Here is a 17,942-nt window from a genome sequence, read left to right on the forward strand (position 1 = left end):
TTATTACAGCTAGTGTAGCATTTATACCATTCATTCACTGTGATTTTTCTCACATAAGCAATAACACATTTTGACCGTTTTGTGTATTAAAGTGAGGCAATTGCTTTTAAGACAACTTGTGTCGAATGTTTTGCAGCAACTGGTAAAAACTCATCAAAGCTAATATTCGACTCTTTTCCTGCTATATCTGATAAAGCACGAATTACTACAAAAGGTGTGGCAAATTGATAACAAACTTGTGCAACCGCAGCCGCTTCCATTTCTACCGCCTTCATTTGAGGGAAATGATGACGAACAGCTTCTACACGCTCAGGATCATTCATAAATGCATCCCCAGAGCAAATTAAACCAATCCCATATTGATGCTCTCCAACTGCCTTAACAGCTTCCTCCGCTACTTTCATTAATCGTTCATCTGATTTATAAGCTGCTGGCATACCAGCCATTTGTCCAATTTCATAACCAAAAATTGTGACATCCACATCATGGTGACGAACTTCATCGGAAATGACTACAGCTCCCACCTCAAGGGCTTCATCATAACCACCAGCAGAGCCTGTATTAATAACAACATCCGGCTTAAACTCATGCAAAAGAATGGTAGTGGACATAGCTGCATTGACTTTACCAATACCACTTTTTAATAACACAACTTCTTTGCCTTCATAGGTTCCTGTTGTATATTCACTGCCTGCTATTGTTGTACGTTGTGCATTGTTTAAAGATGCTCGTAGTAATTCTACTTCCTCTTCCATTGCCCCAATTACTGCAATTTTCATGTAATGTTACTTCCCTTCTTTATCAACTCTATTAAAAATAATCAAAAGTGTGATTTTCGTCAATAGGCACCTTCTAAAGTATTCAGCTGCTCAAGCTTTACAGGTAACCATCCTTCATTGTCCACCCATTCCATACTTACACGGTACATCTGTGATTTATCTTTTGTTGACACTGTGGCTATTGAAGAATTAGGACCACCATTATTTTGCATACGCCAAATAATCATATTGTCTTGGTCGATACCCGTTACACCAGTAACAGTTGCTACCTTTTCAGACCAGTCTACTGATGAAGAATCGTAGGAAGACACATGTTGGCCTGTTTGAGTAGTAGCTGTTGGCTGCCAATTTTTATTTGTTATAACTTTCTCTACGTTTGGATTATCTGAAGTGGATTCTTCTGGTGTACCTTGATCCTGCTGCATTTCTTCAGGCTCTGATACATCCTCTTCCTCTGAAGCTTTATCTTCCTCTACAGCCAAATCCTTTTCATCCTCTTTCACAGGCTCTTTATCTACTTCTTTGTTGTCGTCTTTTTCCTCTTGAGCTGGTTCATCTTTCACTGTTTGTTCTGCATCATCTTGCCATTTAAACACATAAGTTGCTGTGATAATAATTAGTACAACCACTACACCAATTAAAACATTCAATAGTTTATCTAGCTTTTTATTACGAGATGGCTGCAAATGACGACTACTACGAGTTTGTCGTTCACTCATATTTCCTCCCCCTCTCTAGCAAATATTCTATCAAGTTCGGCAGTACTTGCAAAATAATTATACTCATTAATTTACTTCGTGGCACTTCAGCTCGAAAAATAAAAGCAGCTAGCCTCTCTAAATTAGAAAGACCAACTGCTTGTCCACTTACATTTTATTTAATTGAAACAATCTTAACTTTCATTTCACCACCAGGAGTTTGAACGGCTACTTCTTCGCCTTCAGCACGGCCAAGTAAGCCCTTGGCAATTGGTGATTCGTTGGAAATACGGAATTCCATTGGATCTGCTTCAGCCGAACCTACAATTGTATAAGATTCTTCTTCAGTTGATGGTTTCCCATTAATAATTTCTACAAATGTAACCGTTTTCCCAAGTGATACAACGCTGTTATCAGTTTCATCCTCAGAAATAATCACTGCATTACGGATCATTGATTTTAAAGTTGAAATACGCCCTTCTAAAAAGGCTTGTTCTTCTTTTGCTGAATCGTATTCAGCGTTCTCAGAAAGATCACCAAAATCACGAGCTATTTTTATACGTTCCACGATTTCTTTACGTGTTTCTGTTTCTAATTTCACTAATTCTTCTTCTAATTTACGTTTTCCCTCAGCTGTCATAGGGTACTGTTTTTCATTTGCCAAAGTCCTTCACTCCTTGTTTCTTCAATATAAAAACATAAAACTCGATTAAATGCTTGCAAGGTGCATTTAATCGAATTTTATTATTTTTAAACGTTTTTCAAATACGCTTTGACCTAATAGTATGCATGCCTTTTTAAAATATGCATGTAAATATTGTCAATACCACTCTATCTTATTACAATACGTTGTCGGTTTCAAGAATAGTTTTAATTTTCGTTACCATTAAATCGATGGCAACCTCATTATCTCCACCTTCAGGAATAATGATATCAGCATAACGTTTTGTAGGTTCAATGAATAAATTATGCATTGGTCGAACCGCTGATAAGTACTGATCAATGACTGAATCTGTAGTACGTCCGCGTTCTTTAATATCACGCATGATACGACGAATGATTCGTAAATCAGAATCGGTATCTACAAATAATTTAATATCCATTAAATCACGTAAATCAGCATCCTCTAGCACGAGAATCCCTTCTAGAATAATAACATCTACCGGTTCAACATGGATTACTTCTGCTGCTCTAGTATGCTGCACGTAATCATAAACCGGTTTTTCGATTGGTTGACGTACTAAAAGTTTTTTTATGTGCTGTATTAATAAATCATTATCGAATGCTAACGGATGATCATAGTTTGTTCCTAATCGCTCTTCAAATGTTAAATGACTTTGATCTTTATAATAAAAGTCTTGTTCAATCACAACAACTGAATGCTCTCGGAAAACATCATAGATGGCGCGCGTCACACTCGTTTTTCCTGAGCATGAGCCACCTGCTATACCGATAACAACAGGACGCTTCACTTCCATTAGTTATTCTCCTTTCGCATCATGTTATGCGGCATTAATGGTGTGTCACATTTAAATTTAACAATTTGTAATGGATGACGTGCTGCATCTAGGCTATTGCCATCTTCATCCCAAATTTCTCCCATTGTCAGACGGAAATTCTCAATTTCTGGGCCAAAGAACTCTACTTCGTCACCAGGTTTAAAATAATTTCGTTGCTGCATAGTGACCATTTTTGTTTCTGGATCATGTTCTAAAATTAAACCAGCAAATTCAAATGTAGTTTTTCGGCCATGTATACCAAACATTTGCTCCTCTGAGCCAGGTGCATCATGGAAGAATGCTTCAGCCGTATCACGGTTTGCACATTTATCTAGCTCCTCTAGCCATTCACGTTTAATTTTAAAATTATCTGGATCTGCGCAATAAGCATCGATAACTTTGCGGTATACGGATACAACTGTTGCTACATAGTGAATCGATTTCATACGACCTTCCACTTTTAAAGAATCAATACCGAGCTCGATCATATGTGGAATCGCTTCAATTAACTTCAAATCTTTTGGGCTCATAGCAAAAGGTGCATGAGTATCATCAAACAGTGCTTTTTCTTCCCCATCTTCTAATTCATATAAATCGTAATCCCAACGACAAGATTGGCAACAACCACCACGGTTAGAGTCACGAGCAGTCATATGGTTAGATAATACGCAACGGCCCGAATAAGCAATACACATAGCGCCATGAACAAAGGCCTCGATTTCAATATCGACTTTTTCCTTCATCAATTTCATTTCTTCTCCGCCTACTTCACGTGCTAACACAACACGATGTAAGCCTTCTTCCTTCCAGTACTGCACTGCCTTCCAGTTGGACAATGACTGCTGTGTAGAAAGGTGAATTTCAAGCTTAGGAGCCGCTGTGCGGCATGTTTCAATAATTAGTGGATCTGCTACGATGATACCTGTAACACCTGCCGACTCAATATCTTTTAAATATCGCTCCAAGCCTTCCATATTTTCATTATGTGCAAATATATTTGTTGTTACATAAATTTTCGCACCATATCGATTAGCAAACTCTACACCCTCACGCATTTCTTCAATAGAGAAATTATCTGCATTGGAACGTAGACCAAACTCTTGTCCACCAATAAATACAGCATCTGCACCGTAATGCACAGCTACTTTTAATTTTTCTAAGCTACCCGCTGGGGCAAGTAGCTCTGGTTTTTTTGTAATGACACGTTTACCGTCGACAATGTCACGGATTTTGTCATTTTGTTCTAACGCTAATGCCATGTTATTGCCCCCCTCTTAGTAAACCGTTTCCTTGAAGATAAAGCCTGTATCTAATGGTCTAATGGCTGGTTGAATATCTTCAATTTTTGCTAATAATTCATCTTTTATGTCATCATATGCTTCTTCGGATTCGTCAAAATATGCATCGATGGCCTTGCGATAGGCCTCCGTCACAGTTACGACATACTCTGGGGTTTGTAGCACACCCTCAATTTTTAGGGCATCGATGCCGCCTTCGAATAATTCGCCAAGCTCATCAATAACACACATGTCATTAGGACTAAAAATATGCGTACCGTTTACATCTTCATAAATTGGATATTTATTATTGCGCTCATCATCATGTAGGAACATGTTTCGATTATCTTTACGATTTTCAATTTCCATCACTTTATCTTGATATAAGAAATAATGGCCAAGTAGCGGGCGTTTTGATTGGAACATACATGTCATACCATGTACTTGTACTTCAATTTCTAATTCCGCACTTTCTTTAATTTCTAATACCTCATCAAGAGAAAGCTCACGTGCTAACACTGCACGAGTTGCACCGCGTTTTCCCCAGTAATTAGCCGTAAACCAGTTTGTTGCAGTCGTCTCCGGATTCCAATGCAATGGAATCGTTACGCCTTGCTCACGACGAATAATTAATACTGCTGGGTCGCCATAAATTAAACGATCCACACCAATACGTTGCATGTCTTTTAAATAGTCGGCAAGTGCCTCCAGCTTTTCATTATGGAAAAGAGCATTCACTGCAACATAAACTTTTTTACCAGCTGCGTGAATGAGCTTCGTTGCCTCTTCCACTTCATCTACTGAGAATTCTCCTGCTAGACGTAGACCAAATTGTTGTTCACCAATAACAAAAGCATCTGCTCCAGCTTCTAAAAGTGCTTTAATATGTTCTAATGATTGTGGTGTCACAAGCAATTCTGGTTTTTTCATAGTAGTCACCTCTTCAAACATAGTAATAAACCGTCACCTACTGGTAAAAAAGCACTGGTATAATCCGGGTGCTGCATTATCCATTCTGTGAAGTTTTTTAAATTGCGGATCATTGTACGTTTACGACGTGGAACATCCTTCAAATCTAAATCTGACAAGCCATGCATATACATATTGTCGATATACAAGACTCCACCTGATTTCACGAGGGGAGCGTACTTTTCAAAGAAGCGCTGATATTGTCCCTTTGCGGCATCGATAAATACTGCATCAAACTCTGTGTCAATGGCCTTATCGTCTACCTCTAAAGCGTCGCCTTCAATGACCTTAATTCGATTAGATACGGTTGACCGTTCAATATAGGCCTTTGCTTTTGTCACACGCTCTATATCGCGTTCAATCGTAACGATCTGGACATTTGGTAAAGCTTCTGCCATCCGAATAGCAGAATATCCAATTGCCGTGCCAATTTCTAAAATTTTTTGCGGATTTTGAATGCGCAACAATTGATTTAATGCATCAATACCTGCAAGCTGCATAATCGGTACATGATTCTCCTCCGCATAGGCTTCCATTTCTAAAAGCAATTCATTACGTGGCTGTATAAATGATTGTATATATGCATCTGATAATTCCATTGTTCCACCCTCAATTAAATGGCAACGTGCATGTAGACGTTGTCCGTACTTCATCATTTATCAACAAAAAGAAAAAGACCAAACGTGATGTCTTGGTACTTTGCCATACAAAAATGAGCAATTGTTTTTTACATGCTCAAAACAATTGCCACCACGCATATTTGTCCCGAATAACGGATTGATCAAAAATCACACTTTATAATAGCATGAAAATAGAAGGAAAGCTATTTTTCTTTCCTTCTACTTTCTATGTTTGTTCTATGCAATTTTCTCTTCACATACGTCTATTCTTCTTTTTGTAAATATTTCGCTATTTTCTGTAAATGTTCATCATATGTTTTCGAGAAGTGGTTGACACCCTCTTTATCTGCTAAGAAATAGAAATAATCTGTTTGACTAGGGTTCAATGTCGCCTCAATAGAAGTCTTTCCAGCACCTGCAATTGGGCCTGGTGGTAAACCTTTATTTTTGTAAGTATTATAGGCATTATCTACTTCTAAGTCTTCATACAGCACACGATCTTTATGATCGCCAAGTGCATATAAAACAGTTGGGTCTGTTTGTAGTGGCATCCCTTCATCAATACGATTATAGAAGACACTTGCTATTGTTTCTCGATCTGTTTGAGCCGTAGCTTCTTCTTCTAATAATGAGGCAAATGTTAACAGCTGGTGAACGGACATTTGTTTTTCCACTAAAACATCACTATAATTTTTCACCACTTTGTTCATAGCCGCGATCATCTCTTCAACAATTGCTTCTAGAGATGGCTTTTCCTCATAGTACGAGTAAGTAGCTGGATATAAATAGCCTTCTAAATCATAGCGAATATTTTCAGCTAACACTGCATCTGTTACTAGTTCAGGATAGTTAGCCATCATTTGTTGAACAAATGTGTCACTCGTTACTAAATCCATAAATTCTTTTTGTGAATATGGCGTTTTCTTTTCAATCACTTTCCCAATTTGCTCAATGGTTAAGCCTTCGGGGATCGTCATCGTAAAGACAGGTTTTCGGTATACCTTCCCTGTTTTTAAGCTTTCGATGAGTTCATCAAATGTCATTGCTTGCGTTAAATCGTAATTACCTGCTTGGAATTGAGATTCGTTTTTAAATTTTGCATAGTATTTAAAAACACGCGCATCTTTAATAACACCTTTTTTCTCTAATAATGTTGAAATTGAACTCAAGCTAGAGCCGATTGGTACTTCTACTGCAATTGTTTTTGTCGCATCAGGATCCAATGGTTTTAAAGCACCTTTAACATAATTGTACCCAAATAAACCGACAATCCCTATTACGAGGACAAAAACAATTGCCACAATAGCAACGATTTTTCTCACGATTTTTACCTCTGATTTTTTTTCCTGCATTTTTGAAAACATTTCTTGTTTTTTAGTACCGTTATTCACGGGTTTCCCCCCTATCACTATCCAATATCATACTAGAAATCAACTATCACGACAAACAGAAATCGACAATTCAGGAGAATTTGCATATATAAAAAATCAACCAGCTATTTTTGCTGGCTGATTGGCTCGCTAAAAATCTTTACGCTTCAGTATCTTCCTATCGTTTGTTTCTAATTCGCTAGTATCTTATAGGCTTTTGGATCGCATAAATATAAACATTTTGCAATAATAACAGACTGTAATAGTTCCTTCTCTATCTAAAACAAAAAAACTCCGAGTGGCCCCTAACCACTCAGAGTTCTTACAGTTCGTTTAATATATCTTCAACGTACACCCATTCCTCATCTGTTTCAATGGGTAATAATTCTTCGATAGAACCGTCATTGCCAGCCAGGTATTGAGATGCGAAAATTTCACGTTCATCCATTGGTTCATCTGTCGCAGGCACATATAATACATACGATTTACCAAATTGCTCAGATGTAAAAGTATGAATCACCTCACAAACTTGATCCGTTCCATCTTCATTTATCACGGTAATAAGCTGTGGTTCTTCTTCAAATTCATCTAGGAGTGTTAATACCACCTCATTAATCATTTCCCATTCTGCATCCGTTTTAACAGGCTGGAGATTTGTCATCTCGCCATTGTTATCGTCATAATCGAAAGTCATGGCTGAAAGATCACCTGGAATTTCTTCACCATTAGCATCTAGCATGGAGAATAGCACATAGGATTTATCCGCTGCATCAAATGTAAAGACTACATGACAATGTTGTTCCTTCCCATTTTCATCGATCATCATAAATTCTTGCGTTTCCTCATTCATTCGAATTGCTCCTTCTGACAGTTTTTTGTTATTTACCAAAAAGTTCCTTTAACCACTGTATAATCATTTTTCTAGAAATTTGTTGCCTCTATAAATACTTTCAATAAAAAAGGAACAAGGACTGCAAGCTGCGATCCTTGTTCCAAGCTTTAAGAAAGAAGATTAGTCTTCGTATTCATCTTCTAAAGCGTTTAATACGTCTTCTACCATATCCCATTCTGCTTCAGTTTCGATAGGTGTTAGTTCCCCATCTTCACCGTTATCAGATGGTACGAATGAAGAAACGAAAATTTCAACTGAGCCATCTTCATCTTCTTCTGCGCCTACCATTGAGTAAAATACGTATGATTTTCCAAACTCTGGAGATTCATGTACGTGAATCACTTCACAAAGCTGTTCATTTCCGTTTTCATCAATCACTGTAATGTGTTGAACGTGTAATTCTTCTTCATGGTTATGCTCGTTTGCCATGTATAGTCACCTCATCAATTAATTTTTGCTATCCAAATAGCCTTGTAAAATCATCACAGCCGCCATTTTATCAATGACTTGCTTGCGCTTTTTGCGACTCACATCTGCTTCGATTAGCATACGTTCTGCTGCCATCGTTGTTAAACGTTCATCCCATAATGTAACCGGTAGTGAGAACGTTTCTTCCAATAACTTTTTATAGTTTTCAGAAGCCTCTCCACGCGGTCCAACCGTATTATTCATGTTTTTCGGAAATCCTACAACAAATTGTGTTATTGCATATTCCTTTACTAGCTCAGCGATACGGTCAATGCCGAACTCGCCGTTAGCCTCATCAATTTTTACGGTTTCAATACCTTGGGCAGTCCAACCGAGTGCATCACTGACAGCCACTCCAACGGTTTTCGACCCAACGTCTAATCCCATAATTCTCATTTCTAGTCCTCGTTATTCTTTTTGATATAAAATTTAACAAGCTCTTCTAGAATTTCGTCACGCTCAAGCTTGCGAATTAAATTACGAGCATCCTGATGGCGAGGAATATACGCCGGATCACCAGAAAGTAAGTAACCAACAATCTGATTGATAGGGTTATATCCCTTTTCCTCTAACGAAGAATGAACTTTCAACATTACCTGCTTGACTTCCTGTTCCATTGATTCTTCTGGAAAATTAAATTTCATCGTTTGATCAAATGAACTCATGACCAGCACCTCGCTTTCAGAAATAAGGAGATGTGCGAACAAGCTCATCTCCAATTTCTCTTTATTATAACATGTTTTGGTGAATTAATTAAATGGATTTAACATAATCATACACAGAAAGTAGTGCTTCATCAAGTTTTGAAGCATCCTTTGCTCCTGCCATTGCCATATCTGGGCGACCGCCACCTTTACCACCACAAGCTTCTGCCACCATTTTCACGATATTTCCAGCATGGTAATTGCCACCAACTAATTCTTTTGATACCCCTGCACATAGCATCACTTTATCACCATCCACGGCTCCTAGGACGATGACAGCCTTTGGCATTTTTGCCTTTAAATCATCCATCATCTGACGCAGTTGGTTATTGTCTTTTGCTTCTACTTTTGTAGAAAGAACTGTGACATCTCCAATTGTTTGTGCTGCATCTACAATTGCCCCAGCTTGAGCATTGGCAATTTTTTGAGATAATGCTTCATTGTCACGTTGTAATTCTTTGTAGTCACCCTGTAATGCTTGTACTTTTGTTACGATATCTTTAGGATTTGCTTTTAACAATGCTGCTGCATCATTTAAAAGTGCTTCTTCTTCTTTTACGACTTCATAAGCCACTTTACCTGTAACAGCTTCAATACGACGAGTACCCGCACCAATTCCGCCTTCTGAAACAATTTTAAAGAAACCTATTTCAGAAGAGCGTTTTACATGGATACCACCACATAGCTCGATGGAATAGTCTCCGATTGAAACAACACGGACAACGTCGCCATATTTTTCGCCGAATAATGCCATAGCACCCTTTGCTTTCGCTTGATCGATGGCCATTTCTTCAATAACGACCTCTATATCATCCCACACTTTTTCATTTACAATACGTTCAATTTGCTGTAATTCCTCTTTAGTCACTTGACCAAAGTGAGAGAAGTCAAAGCGTAAACGATCAGGACCTACATATGATCCTGCTTGGTTGACATGATCACCTAATACATCTTTTAACGCACGCTGCATAATATGTGTCGCTGTATGGTTTTTAATAATTAGATTGCGATCATCACGATGAACGATTGCTTGGACAGCATCTTCCACATGCATTTCACCAGATTCAACAATTACTGTGTGGAGCGGTTGACCATTTGGTGCTTTTTGAACATCCTTTACCACAGCAGTGAAGCTATCATTAGAAATGATACCGCTATCGGCAATTTGACCACCCATTTCAGCATAGAATGGTGTTTTAGCTAAAATAACTAAAGCTTCTTGGCCTTCAGATGCTACTTTTTCTACTTGACCATTCACAATCATTGCAGCAATTTCAGTATTGGCTACTAATGTATCAAAGCCAACAAATTCGCTGGCAACTGTTAAGTTTGCTAATACTTCATTTTGTACTTGCATAGAGTCAACATCTTGACGAGCCGCACGCGCACGTTCACGTTGTTCCTCCATTGCTGTTTCGAAGCCTTCATGATCGACTTTCATTCCTACTTCTTCTGCATATTCTTCCGTTAACTCGATTGGGAAACCGTAAGTATCATATAAACGGAAAGCATCTGCTCCTGGGATAAAATCATGACCAGCGGCTTTTTGTGATTCTGCCACTTCATTAAAGATTGCAAGACCACCATCTAATGTTTCATGGAAACGAATTTCTTCATTCTTAATCACGCGTTGGATAAATTCACATTTTTCCGTTACCTCTGGATAGAAGTCTTCCATAATTTTACCCACTGTTGGGACCAGTTCAAACATAAATGGTTTCTCAATGCCAATTTGTTTTGCATAACGTACAGCACGACGAAGTAAGCGACGTAATACATAGCCACGCCCTTCGTTTGAAGGAAGTGCGCCGTCACCAATAGCAAACGCTACAGTACGAATGTGGTCTGCAATAACTTTAAATGGCGTATTAATATCTTCTTCTGAGCCAAAAATTTCATTTAAATCCACTTCACTTGGTCGTTTGTATTTACGGTTGGCAAATTCCTCAATTTTTTCAATGATAGGCATAAATAAATCCGTATCAAAATTTGTTGGTACATTTTGAACAACTGAGACAATACGCTCCAGCCCCATACCAGTATCAATATTTTGCTTTGGTAGCGGTGTATACGTCCCATCAGGATTATGGTTGAATTGAGAGAACACTAGGTTCCAAATTTCTAAATAACGCTCATTTTCCCCACCTGGGTACATTTCTGGGTCATTTTCGTCTGAGCCGTATTCTACGCCCCGGTCATAGAAAATCTCTGAGTTTGGACCAGATGGACCTTCACCAATATCCCAAAAGTTCCCTTCTAAACGAATTAAACGTTCTTCAGGAATACCAATTTCTTGATGCCAAACATCATATGCTTCCTGATCTTCAGGATGGATTGTGATTGATAGTAATTCAGGATCAAAGCCCATCCACTTTTTATCCGTTAAAAATTCCCAAGCATAGTGAATAGCTTCTTTTTTAAAGTAATCACCAATAGAGAAGTTCCCTAACATTTCAAAAAAAGTATGGTGACGCGCTGTTTTCCCTACGTTTTCAATATCGTTGGTACGAATTGATTTTTGTGCATTTGTAATTCGAGGGTTGTCAGGAATAACACGACCGTCAAAATACGGTTTAAGTGTAGCAACACCTGAATTAATCCAAAGTAGGGATGGATCATTGATTGGCACTAGAGGTGCAGAAGGTTCATGGTGATGCCCCTTTTCTTTAAAAAATTCCAAATACATTTGACGAATATCTACTGCTTTCATTGGATAAATTCCTCCTAGTTTATATTGTAAAATCACGATATGAATCAAACCTTGACGACCCATCTATTCCCTGCCAGCAACATTTGGCATCAACCACTATAAATGGGTTTCTTTTACTAAATGAAAATAAAAAAGCCCTCATCCCAAAAAGGGACGAGGACTTATCAGCTGTCTCGCGGTACCACCCTAGTTGTAAGTAAAAGCTCTTACTTACCTCTTTAGCACTTGTAACGTCAGTGAACGGCAGGGATTAACTGCACTCCGGAGTAGCTTTCGGCATTTGCACTGTGAGGATTTTTCCAGCCTAGAAATCCCTTTCTACTACACGTGCAATTACGTACTTTTTCCATCATCGTGTTTACTTTTTCTAACGAAAATTATAAGAAAAATATATTCACCTGTCAATTAGCACTCGTATGACTAATTATAACTAGGCAATCATTTTTCTGAAGTATGCCCACATTCCCCATGTAAATAACACTAAAAAGGCACTGAGTGCAATTGTTGTAATAGGTGAATCCTGATAAGGTAAAGGTACATTCATGCCAAAGAAGCTAGTAATAACAGTTAACGGTAGCATAATTGTGGAAATAACGGTTAACAGGTTCAGCTTTTCAATAGACTTGCCGCTAATAATGGAGTAATACGTATCTAGCGTGCTGTTGACTAAATCTCTATACGTTTCAGTGGAGTCGACAATCCGTTCAAGATGATCATTTAAATCCTTATAGAAGGGGATATTTTCCTCTTGTACATCAAATTTCCATTGACCATTAATGGTAGAAAAAATTCTTCGCTGTGGCATGATGGCCTGACGAATTAAAATAATTGTTCGTTTTAATGAAAGGAATTCCTCTGTTACTACTTTCGGTTGATAATCATAAACCTCTTGTTCTAGCTCATCAATCCGTGCTCGAATTCGTTCTAATACAGGGAAATACTCATCTGTTATTCCATCAATGATGGTATGCAATAAAAAGTCAGTGCCTTTTTCCAAATATTTAGGACTATTTAAACAAACTTTTTCTATCTGGCCTAGCCATTGTAATTTTTGTTTATGGACTGTAACAATATAATTTGGTCCCATAAAAATATTCAACTCGACCGTTGAAATTTCATTGTTACTTTTTTCATTATAGATAGGTGCATGGAAAACGAAAAATTTATAATCCCCATAACTATCCATTTTTGGGCGTGAGCCTTCATGTAAGCAATCTTCCACTGCTAGTGGATGAAAACCAAATACATCTGCTATATTATTTAATTCATTATGACTATACGCATATAAATCTACCCATAGTAAATCCTCGCTATGAATGGGAAGTCGTAAATCATTCATATTGAAATCGTGTTGAACTGTTTTGCTATTGTGATTGAAATAGTGAATTTTAATCATGTTACTTCACCTCGTGTTTTATTATAAAAAGTAACAAAAGGTCATTGTTTAAAACCTTCTGTCCGTGCCGGCGATAAGAAACGACGGCTGTCTCCATAAATGCTGACTACCTACCTCATGCTTACTCGGTTCAGGACTACTATCCATTTCTCATCACCTTCCTTTCATAACAAAAACACGCCTTCTACGAATGAAGGCGTGTTGAATACACATATCAAAAAATAGCAAAAAAACTTTGCCTATTTGTAACCTTCAAACGTTGAGTTTTAGCACTATGCGGCATAGGAAATTATCCAGCTACGTTAAAAAACACCTTATTTCGATGATTTCTGTTGACCCATTGGCGTCTCTCGACATTTTTGGGTAGTAGCGTATCTCCACATAGGAGCCTCACCTAACGAAGGGAGTCTTATTTTTTTATTCCTGTACATAATAACGGATAGTTTCACAACTGTCAAACTTTTAATCAATCATTTTTCAAAAAGTCTTCTACTCTTTGTACTAAATGATCGCGCTTATACGATTGATAGAGTAGGCTTGACAGACGAACAGGATCGCCAAAGAAAAATCGTTCATACAGCGTTTGCCTTGTGCCAAAACTGCTCATCGTTAAATCCCAAGCTAAACGGAACTTTTTCACTCGTTCCTCCCCTTTATCTTGAAATGATTGCAGATAATGATCAAGATCTCCATCATCTGTTGCAAAAGCTTTTGCACTCGGGATGGACATTAATCCACTTGCTCCAAGTAGCTGGATGATATCTGTAAAGGTAGGATATACTTTCGGGAAAACATGAATAGCAACCTGTAATGTATATAGGTCTGGTCTTATAAAGCCAAAGGAATCCCTTTGTGCCTCAATTTCTGATTTTAATTGCAGTGCTTTCATCGTTTCTAATGCTACGATGACATCTACCACTTTTTGATGGACATGCTGATAATCCCCGATATTTATGGTATCTACAATCGTTTGTACAACCCCTAGGATGAACTCGGTCTTAGCAATTTGACGTGACAGCACATGATGCAATGTATACGCTTGGAAGCCACTAACATTCATAAATTGATTGGCTACTTCAACATTTTCATAATAAAATACACGCTCCCACGGAACCACTACATCATCAAAAACAACAATCGCATCCATTTCTTCAAAGCGTGCACTTAAAGGATGATCAAACCTAGAATCTCCTCCGACAAAAGATTGCCGACATAAAAACTTTAAGCCCTTTGTGTTACTCGGTATAGAAAAGCCAAAACCTTTTCCTTCATCAAAGCCATTTGTGGATAGAACAAGAAGTTCATCCGTTATTCCTCCCTGAGTGGCTAGTAACCTAGCTCCTTTAATGACTAAGCCTTCGCCCGTTTTTGCAACAATTTTGGCAGCTATTGTTACTTCTTCATCCTCATAGTAATAACGTTTACGGTTTACTTGCGGCTCTATAAACGTATGTGTCATGGAAATATCATTCTCACGGGCATATTCATAAAACTTCTGCAAATGGTCTGGAAAACAATTTGGCTTATCTTTCAAAAAGTTCGATGCTGATGCCAAAGCCATCAATGTCGTATTCATGTAGTCAGGACTTCTTCCCATCAAACCGTTTGTTTGTAAAGCCCATTCTCTTGCGGCCATACGTCTTTTTACGAGATCCTCGGGACTCAATACTTGAAGGAAAGACATGCCGACTCTCTGTTTGCTAGTTGGCGATTCATATGTCATTTTTTCAAGGTATGATTCTTGATGCTGTAAATCAAAAAGCTTTGCCTGACTTTGCATGATTCCCTTAAAGGCAGGATGTTCTGACACCTTGCCCGTCACCACTTCCCCATCAATTGAAATATACGTGTTTAAAGCATCGATACGTTCAATATACTGCTGTCCTGTCATTATTGGCATGTTGTCACTCCTAAACATTTCCTATGTTTTTGTACTTATGTAGTATATGAAATGTCCAAATATTAGGTGACGACAGCACAGTAGAAAAACCCGATTAGCGAGAATCTAATCGGGTACAATCTTTACATCTCCAAAAAATCATAGGGGGAGACATCATCCATCCCAATCATTGGATGAATATAAGGAGCTGTTTCAACTGTTAATTTATGGTCCTCGATAGCTATTTCTTGCACAGCCTCTTGTTTTACTGGAACTGCCTCAACCTCAACCATTACTTCGTCGACATCCATTGGATTTAATCGAGCACGCAACGAAGTAAAACGCTGTAAATCATCTGTCCGCTGCAAGCCATCTGCTAGAACGTCTGGTTCCCCACATAAAATTAAAAAGTTTTTCGCTCTTGTAATACCTGTGTATAAAAGATTCCGCCGCAGCATTTTCGAATACCCTTTGACAACAGGCATAATGACGGTTTGAAACTCTGAACCTTGAGATTTATGAATGGAGCAGCAATAAGCAAGTGTCAATTGATTGAGGTCACTGCGTTGATAGGTCACTTCAATGCCATCAAAGGATACAATTAGTAAATCTTGTTTTTCTACTGTCTCCTTTGCCTTAATAATACTAATGACCTCTCCCATATCCCCATTAAAAACATTACTTTCAGGCTGATTGACTAGCTGCAGAACTTTATCCTTTATCCGATACGTTACGTCCCCAAAGACAAGTTCCTTTCGTGTCCCTGTATCATTAGGATTAATAAGCTCTTGAATCATCTTATTTAAATTATCAATGCCAGCGGGACCTTTATACATCGGTGCTAACACCTGAATATTACGAATTTCTTGCCCTTTAGCAACGGCACTTTTTACTACCTGTGTCACAACATTTCCAACCTGATCGACGGAAGATTTAATAAACGAGCGATCAGTAGTTTTCGATGTTAAATCTTGCGGGATGGTTCCTTTTTTTATTTGATGGGCTAATTCAATAATGGTAGAACCCTCTGCTTGTCGGTAAACATCTGTCAATTCCACCGTTGGGAGTTGCTTGGATGCTAATAAATCCTTTAATACCTGTCCTGGTCCTACAGGCGGTAATTGGTCCTGGTCCCCTACAAAGACAACCTGTACATCCTCATGTAAAGCTTTTAATAACTGATGAGCAAGCCAAGTATCCACCATGGACATTTCATCTACAATAATAAGCTTACCTGTTACCTCCCGTTCAGTCTCTTCTTCTTTTTCTTGACCTGTAAAGCCGAGTAAACGATGAATGGTCATAGCTGGTAGTTCAGTCGATTCAGCTAAGCGCTTGGCAGCTCGCCCAGTGGGTGCACAAAGGATAATGGGAAAAGGCTCCTCTTTTTGAGCATATTCTTTTGGATTCAATGATAAACCATGAAGCTTCGCATACACTTCAACAACCCCACGTACAACAGTCGTTTTACCCGTACCAGGTCCACCTGTTAAAATCATTACAGCTGAATTTAAAGCCTGTTCAATAGCATTTGCTTGTGTTTCAGCATATGTCACCTGGAGTAGTTCCTCAGTTTCACCAATCGCTTTACGAATCTCATCTTTGCTAAAATGTTCAGTCTTGCTATTTCGTTCAACAAGCGTCAATATTTTGGAGGCAATTCCTACCTCAGAAAAATAAAGTGAAGGCAAATATAACCTTGTTTCTTCTCCGCAAACTTTTCCATCTTCCCGTAGCTCAATACATGCTTTTGAGATGTCTTCAAACGGAATTTCCTGACGTTGACTTTGTTCAAGCATTTCCTTTACAAGTGGTAGTACATGCTCCGCGTCTAAATATACATGCCCGTCAGATAATGCAGCCGTATTTAAAATATGTAAAATCGCTGCTTTGACACGATCAGGATGTTTACCGGTAATCCCTAGCTTTGCACCAAGCTCATCTGCTCGAAAGAACCCAACACCTTCCACATCTTCTATCAAGCGATATGGATTTTCTGTTAGTAATTCAACAGCCTCCGTTCGATAGGTTTGATAGATCTTCATTCCCAGCTGTGGACCAAAGCCCCATTCATTCAACTGTATCATTACCCGTTCTAAACCAAGGTTTTGCTCAATCGTCCGATGAATCACTTCTTTTTTTTCAGATGATAAACGTGGAACAACATCCAGTGCACTCGGATCTTCTAAAATAAGGCGTAATGCATTAGCACCCAGTTTTTCAACAATGGTTTCAGCTGTTTTTCTCCCAATTCCCACAAATAGGTCACTGGATAAATAATGAATAATTCCTTGTTCAGTAGCGGGTACCTCTTTTGTAAATGTCTCGATTTGAAATTGTGCACCATATTTAGGATGCTGTTTTAATATACCTGTAAAGCGGTATTGCTCATCCATTTGTAACGGTGGAAAATAGCCAACAACAATAATTTCTTTATCTTCATATTGTAAGTTTGTCTCTTGAATTTTCACTCGAATAATGGAATACATATTTTGGGTGTTATGAAAAATAGAGACGATCGGACGTCCGAGAATAAAAAATTTATTGAGTTCAAATAAATCGAGATGATCTGTCATGTTCGGTCCGCCCTTTCTAATTGTTTTCAATCTTTTTATTTTACCATAGACATCTCAAAATATCGTTGATAAAAATATTTCCCATTCATTATTTTTACATTATTT

At 38.2% G+C, this 17,942-nt stretch carries 16 protein-coding genes, 1 riboswitch and 1 other annotated feature; all 16 genes read right to left on the minus strand.

The window, feature by feature from the left end:
* Positions 1 to 86: 86 nt before the first annotated feature.
* A complete protein-coding gene (gene mtnN / locus A2J09_RS11750) occupies positions 87 to 779 on the minus strand; it encodes a 5'-methylthioadenosine/S-adenosylhomocysteine nucleosidase (RefSeq protein WP_012295382.1) in 693 nt (230 codons plus the stop codon).
* 59 nt (positions 780 to 838) lie between these two features.
* Positions 839 to 1,498 carry a YrrS family protein gene (locus tag A2J09_RS11755; protein ID WP_012295383.1) on the minus strand — a complete coding sequence of 220 codons (660 nt, stop codon included), beginning with the start codon at positions 1,496 to 1,498 and terminating at the stop codon, positions 839 to 841.
* A 154-nt stretch (positions 1,499 to 1,652) separates the two neighbouring features.
* On the minus strand, positions 1,653 to 2,141 hold the full coding sequence (gene greA, locus A2J09_RS11760; protein WP_031419233.1) for a transcription elongation factor GreA: 489 nt from the start codon (positions 2,139 to 2,141) through the stop codon (positions 1,653 to 1,655).
* Positions 2,142 to 2,316: 175 nt separating this feature from the next.
* Positions 2,317 to 2,955 carry a uridine kinase gene (gene udk, locus A2J09_RS11765; protein ID WP_008180943.1) on the minus strand — a complete coding sequence of 213 codons (639 nt, stop codon included), beginning with the start codon at positions 2,953 to 2,955 and terminating at the stop codon, positions 2,317 to 2,319.
* A complete protein-coding gene (locus tag A2J09_RS11770) occupies positions 2,955 to 4,235 on the minus strand; it encodes a peptidase U32 family protein (RefSeq protein WP_012295386.1) in 1,281 nt (426 codons plus the stop codon). The genes udk and A2J09_RS11770 overlap by 1 nt, the downstream gene beginning before the upstream one ends.
* 15 nt (positions 4,236 to 4,250) lie before the next feature.
* Positions 4,251 to 5,183 (minus strand): peptidase U32 family protein, encoded by a 933-nt coding sequence (locus tag A2J09_RS11775; protein ID WP_036162215.1) that lies wholly within the window; start codon positions 5,181 to 5,183, stop codon positions 4,251 to 4,253.
* Between the two features lie 5 nt (positions 5,184 to 5,188).
* On the minus strand, positions 5,189 to 5,821 hold the full coding sequence (locus A2J09_RS11780) for an O-methyltransferase (protein WP_036162217.1): 633 nt from the start codon (positions 5,819 to 5,821) through the stop codon (positions 5,189 to 5,191).
* A gap of 284 nt (positions 5,822 to 6,105) precedes the next feature.
* On the minus strand, positions 6,106 to 7,233 hold the full coding sequence (gene mltG, locus A2J09_RS11785) for an endolytic transglycosylase MltG (RefSeq protein WP_031419239.1): 1,128 nt from the start codon (positions 7,231 to 7,233) through the stop codon (positions 6,106 to 6,108).
* Positions 7,234 to 7,534: 301 nt separating this feature from the next.
* Entirely contained in the window at positions 7,535 to 8,062 is a 528-nt protein-coding gene (locus A2J09_RS11790) for a DUF1292 domain-containing protein (RefSeq protein WP_031419240.1), read from the minus strand.
* A 162-nt stretch (positions 8,063 to 8,224) separates the two neighbouring features.
* A complete protein-coding gene (locus tag A2J09_RS11795) occupies positions 8,225 to 8,533 on the minus strand; it encodes a DUF1292 domain-containing protein (RefSeq protein ID WP_012295391.1) in 309 nt (102 codons plus the stop codon).
* Positions 8,534 to 8,551: 18 nt separating this feature from the next.
* Positions 8,552 to 8,968: a Holliday junction resolvase RuvX gene (gene ruvX / locus A2J09_RS11800; protein WP_031419242.1), complete on the minus strand. Its 417-nt coding sequence runs from the start codon at positions 8,966 to 8,968 to the stop codon at positions 8,552 to 8,554.
* A gap of 2 nt (positions 8,969 to 8,970) precedes the next feature.
* Complete coding sequence (locus tag A2J09_RS11805) at positions 8,971 to 9,237, minus strand: IreB family regulatory phosphoprotein (RefSeq protein ID WP_004226839.1); 267 nt, start codon at positions 9,235 to 9,237, stop codon at positions 8,971 to 8,973.
* A gap of 88 nt (positions 9,238 to 9,325) precedes the next feature.
* A complete protein-coding gene (gene alaS, locus A2J09_RS11810) occupies positions 9,326 to 11,986 on the minus strand; it encodes an alanine--tRNA ligase (RefSeq protein WP_031419244.1) in 2,661 nt (886 codons plus the stop codon).
* Between the two features lie 146 nt (positions 11,987 to 12,132).
* Positions 12,133 to 12,348 (minus strand) — a binding site (T-box leader).
* 68 nt (positions 12,349 to 12,416) lie between these two features.
* Positions 12,417 to 13,382, minus strand: a complete 966-nt coding sequence (corA, locus tag A2J09_RS11815) for a magnesium/cobalt transporter CorA (RefSeq protein ID WP_012295396.1) — start codon at positions 13,380 to 13,382, stop codon at positions 12,417 to 12,419.
* A gap of 244 nt (positions 13,383 to 13,626) precedes the next feature.
* A riboswitch (M-box (ykoK) riboswitch) is annotated at positions 13,627 to 13,791 on the minus strand.
* A 57-nt stretch (positions 13,792 to 13,848) separates the two neighbouring features.
* On the minus strand, positions 13,849 to 15,282 hold the full coding sequence (hpaB, locus tag A2J09_RS11820) for a 4-hydroxyphenylacetate 3-monooxygenase, oxygenase component (RefSeq protein ID WP_036162219.1): 1,434 nt from the start codon (positions 15,280 to 15,282) through the stop codon (positions 13,849 to 13,851).
* Positions 15,283 to 15,404: 122 nt separating this feature from the next.
* Positions 15,405 to 17,837: an SF1B family DNA helicase RecD2 gene (locus tag A2J09_RS11825; protein ID WP_036162221.1), complete on the minus strand. Its 2,433-nt coding sequence runs from the start codon at positions 17,835 to 17,837 to the stop codon at positions 15,405 to 15,407.
* Positions 17,838 to 17,942 lie beyond the last annotated feature (105 nt).

It is taken from the genome of Lysinibacillus sphaericus (genome assembly GCF_001629735.1).
GTDB classification, from domain to species: domain Bacteria; phylum Bacillota; class Bacilli; order Bacillales_A; family Planococcaceae; genus Lysinibacillus; species Lysinibacillus pinottii.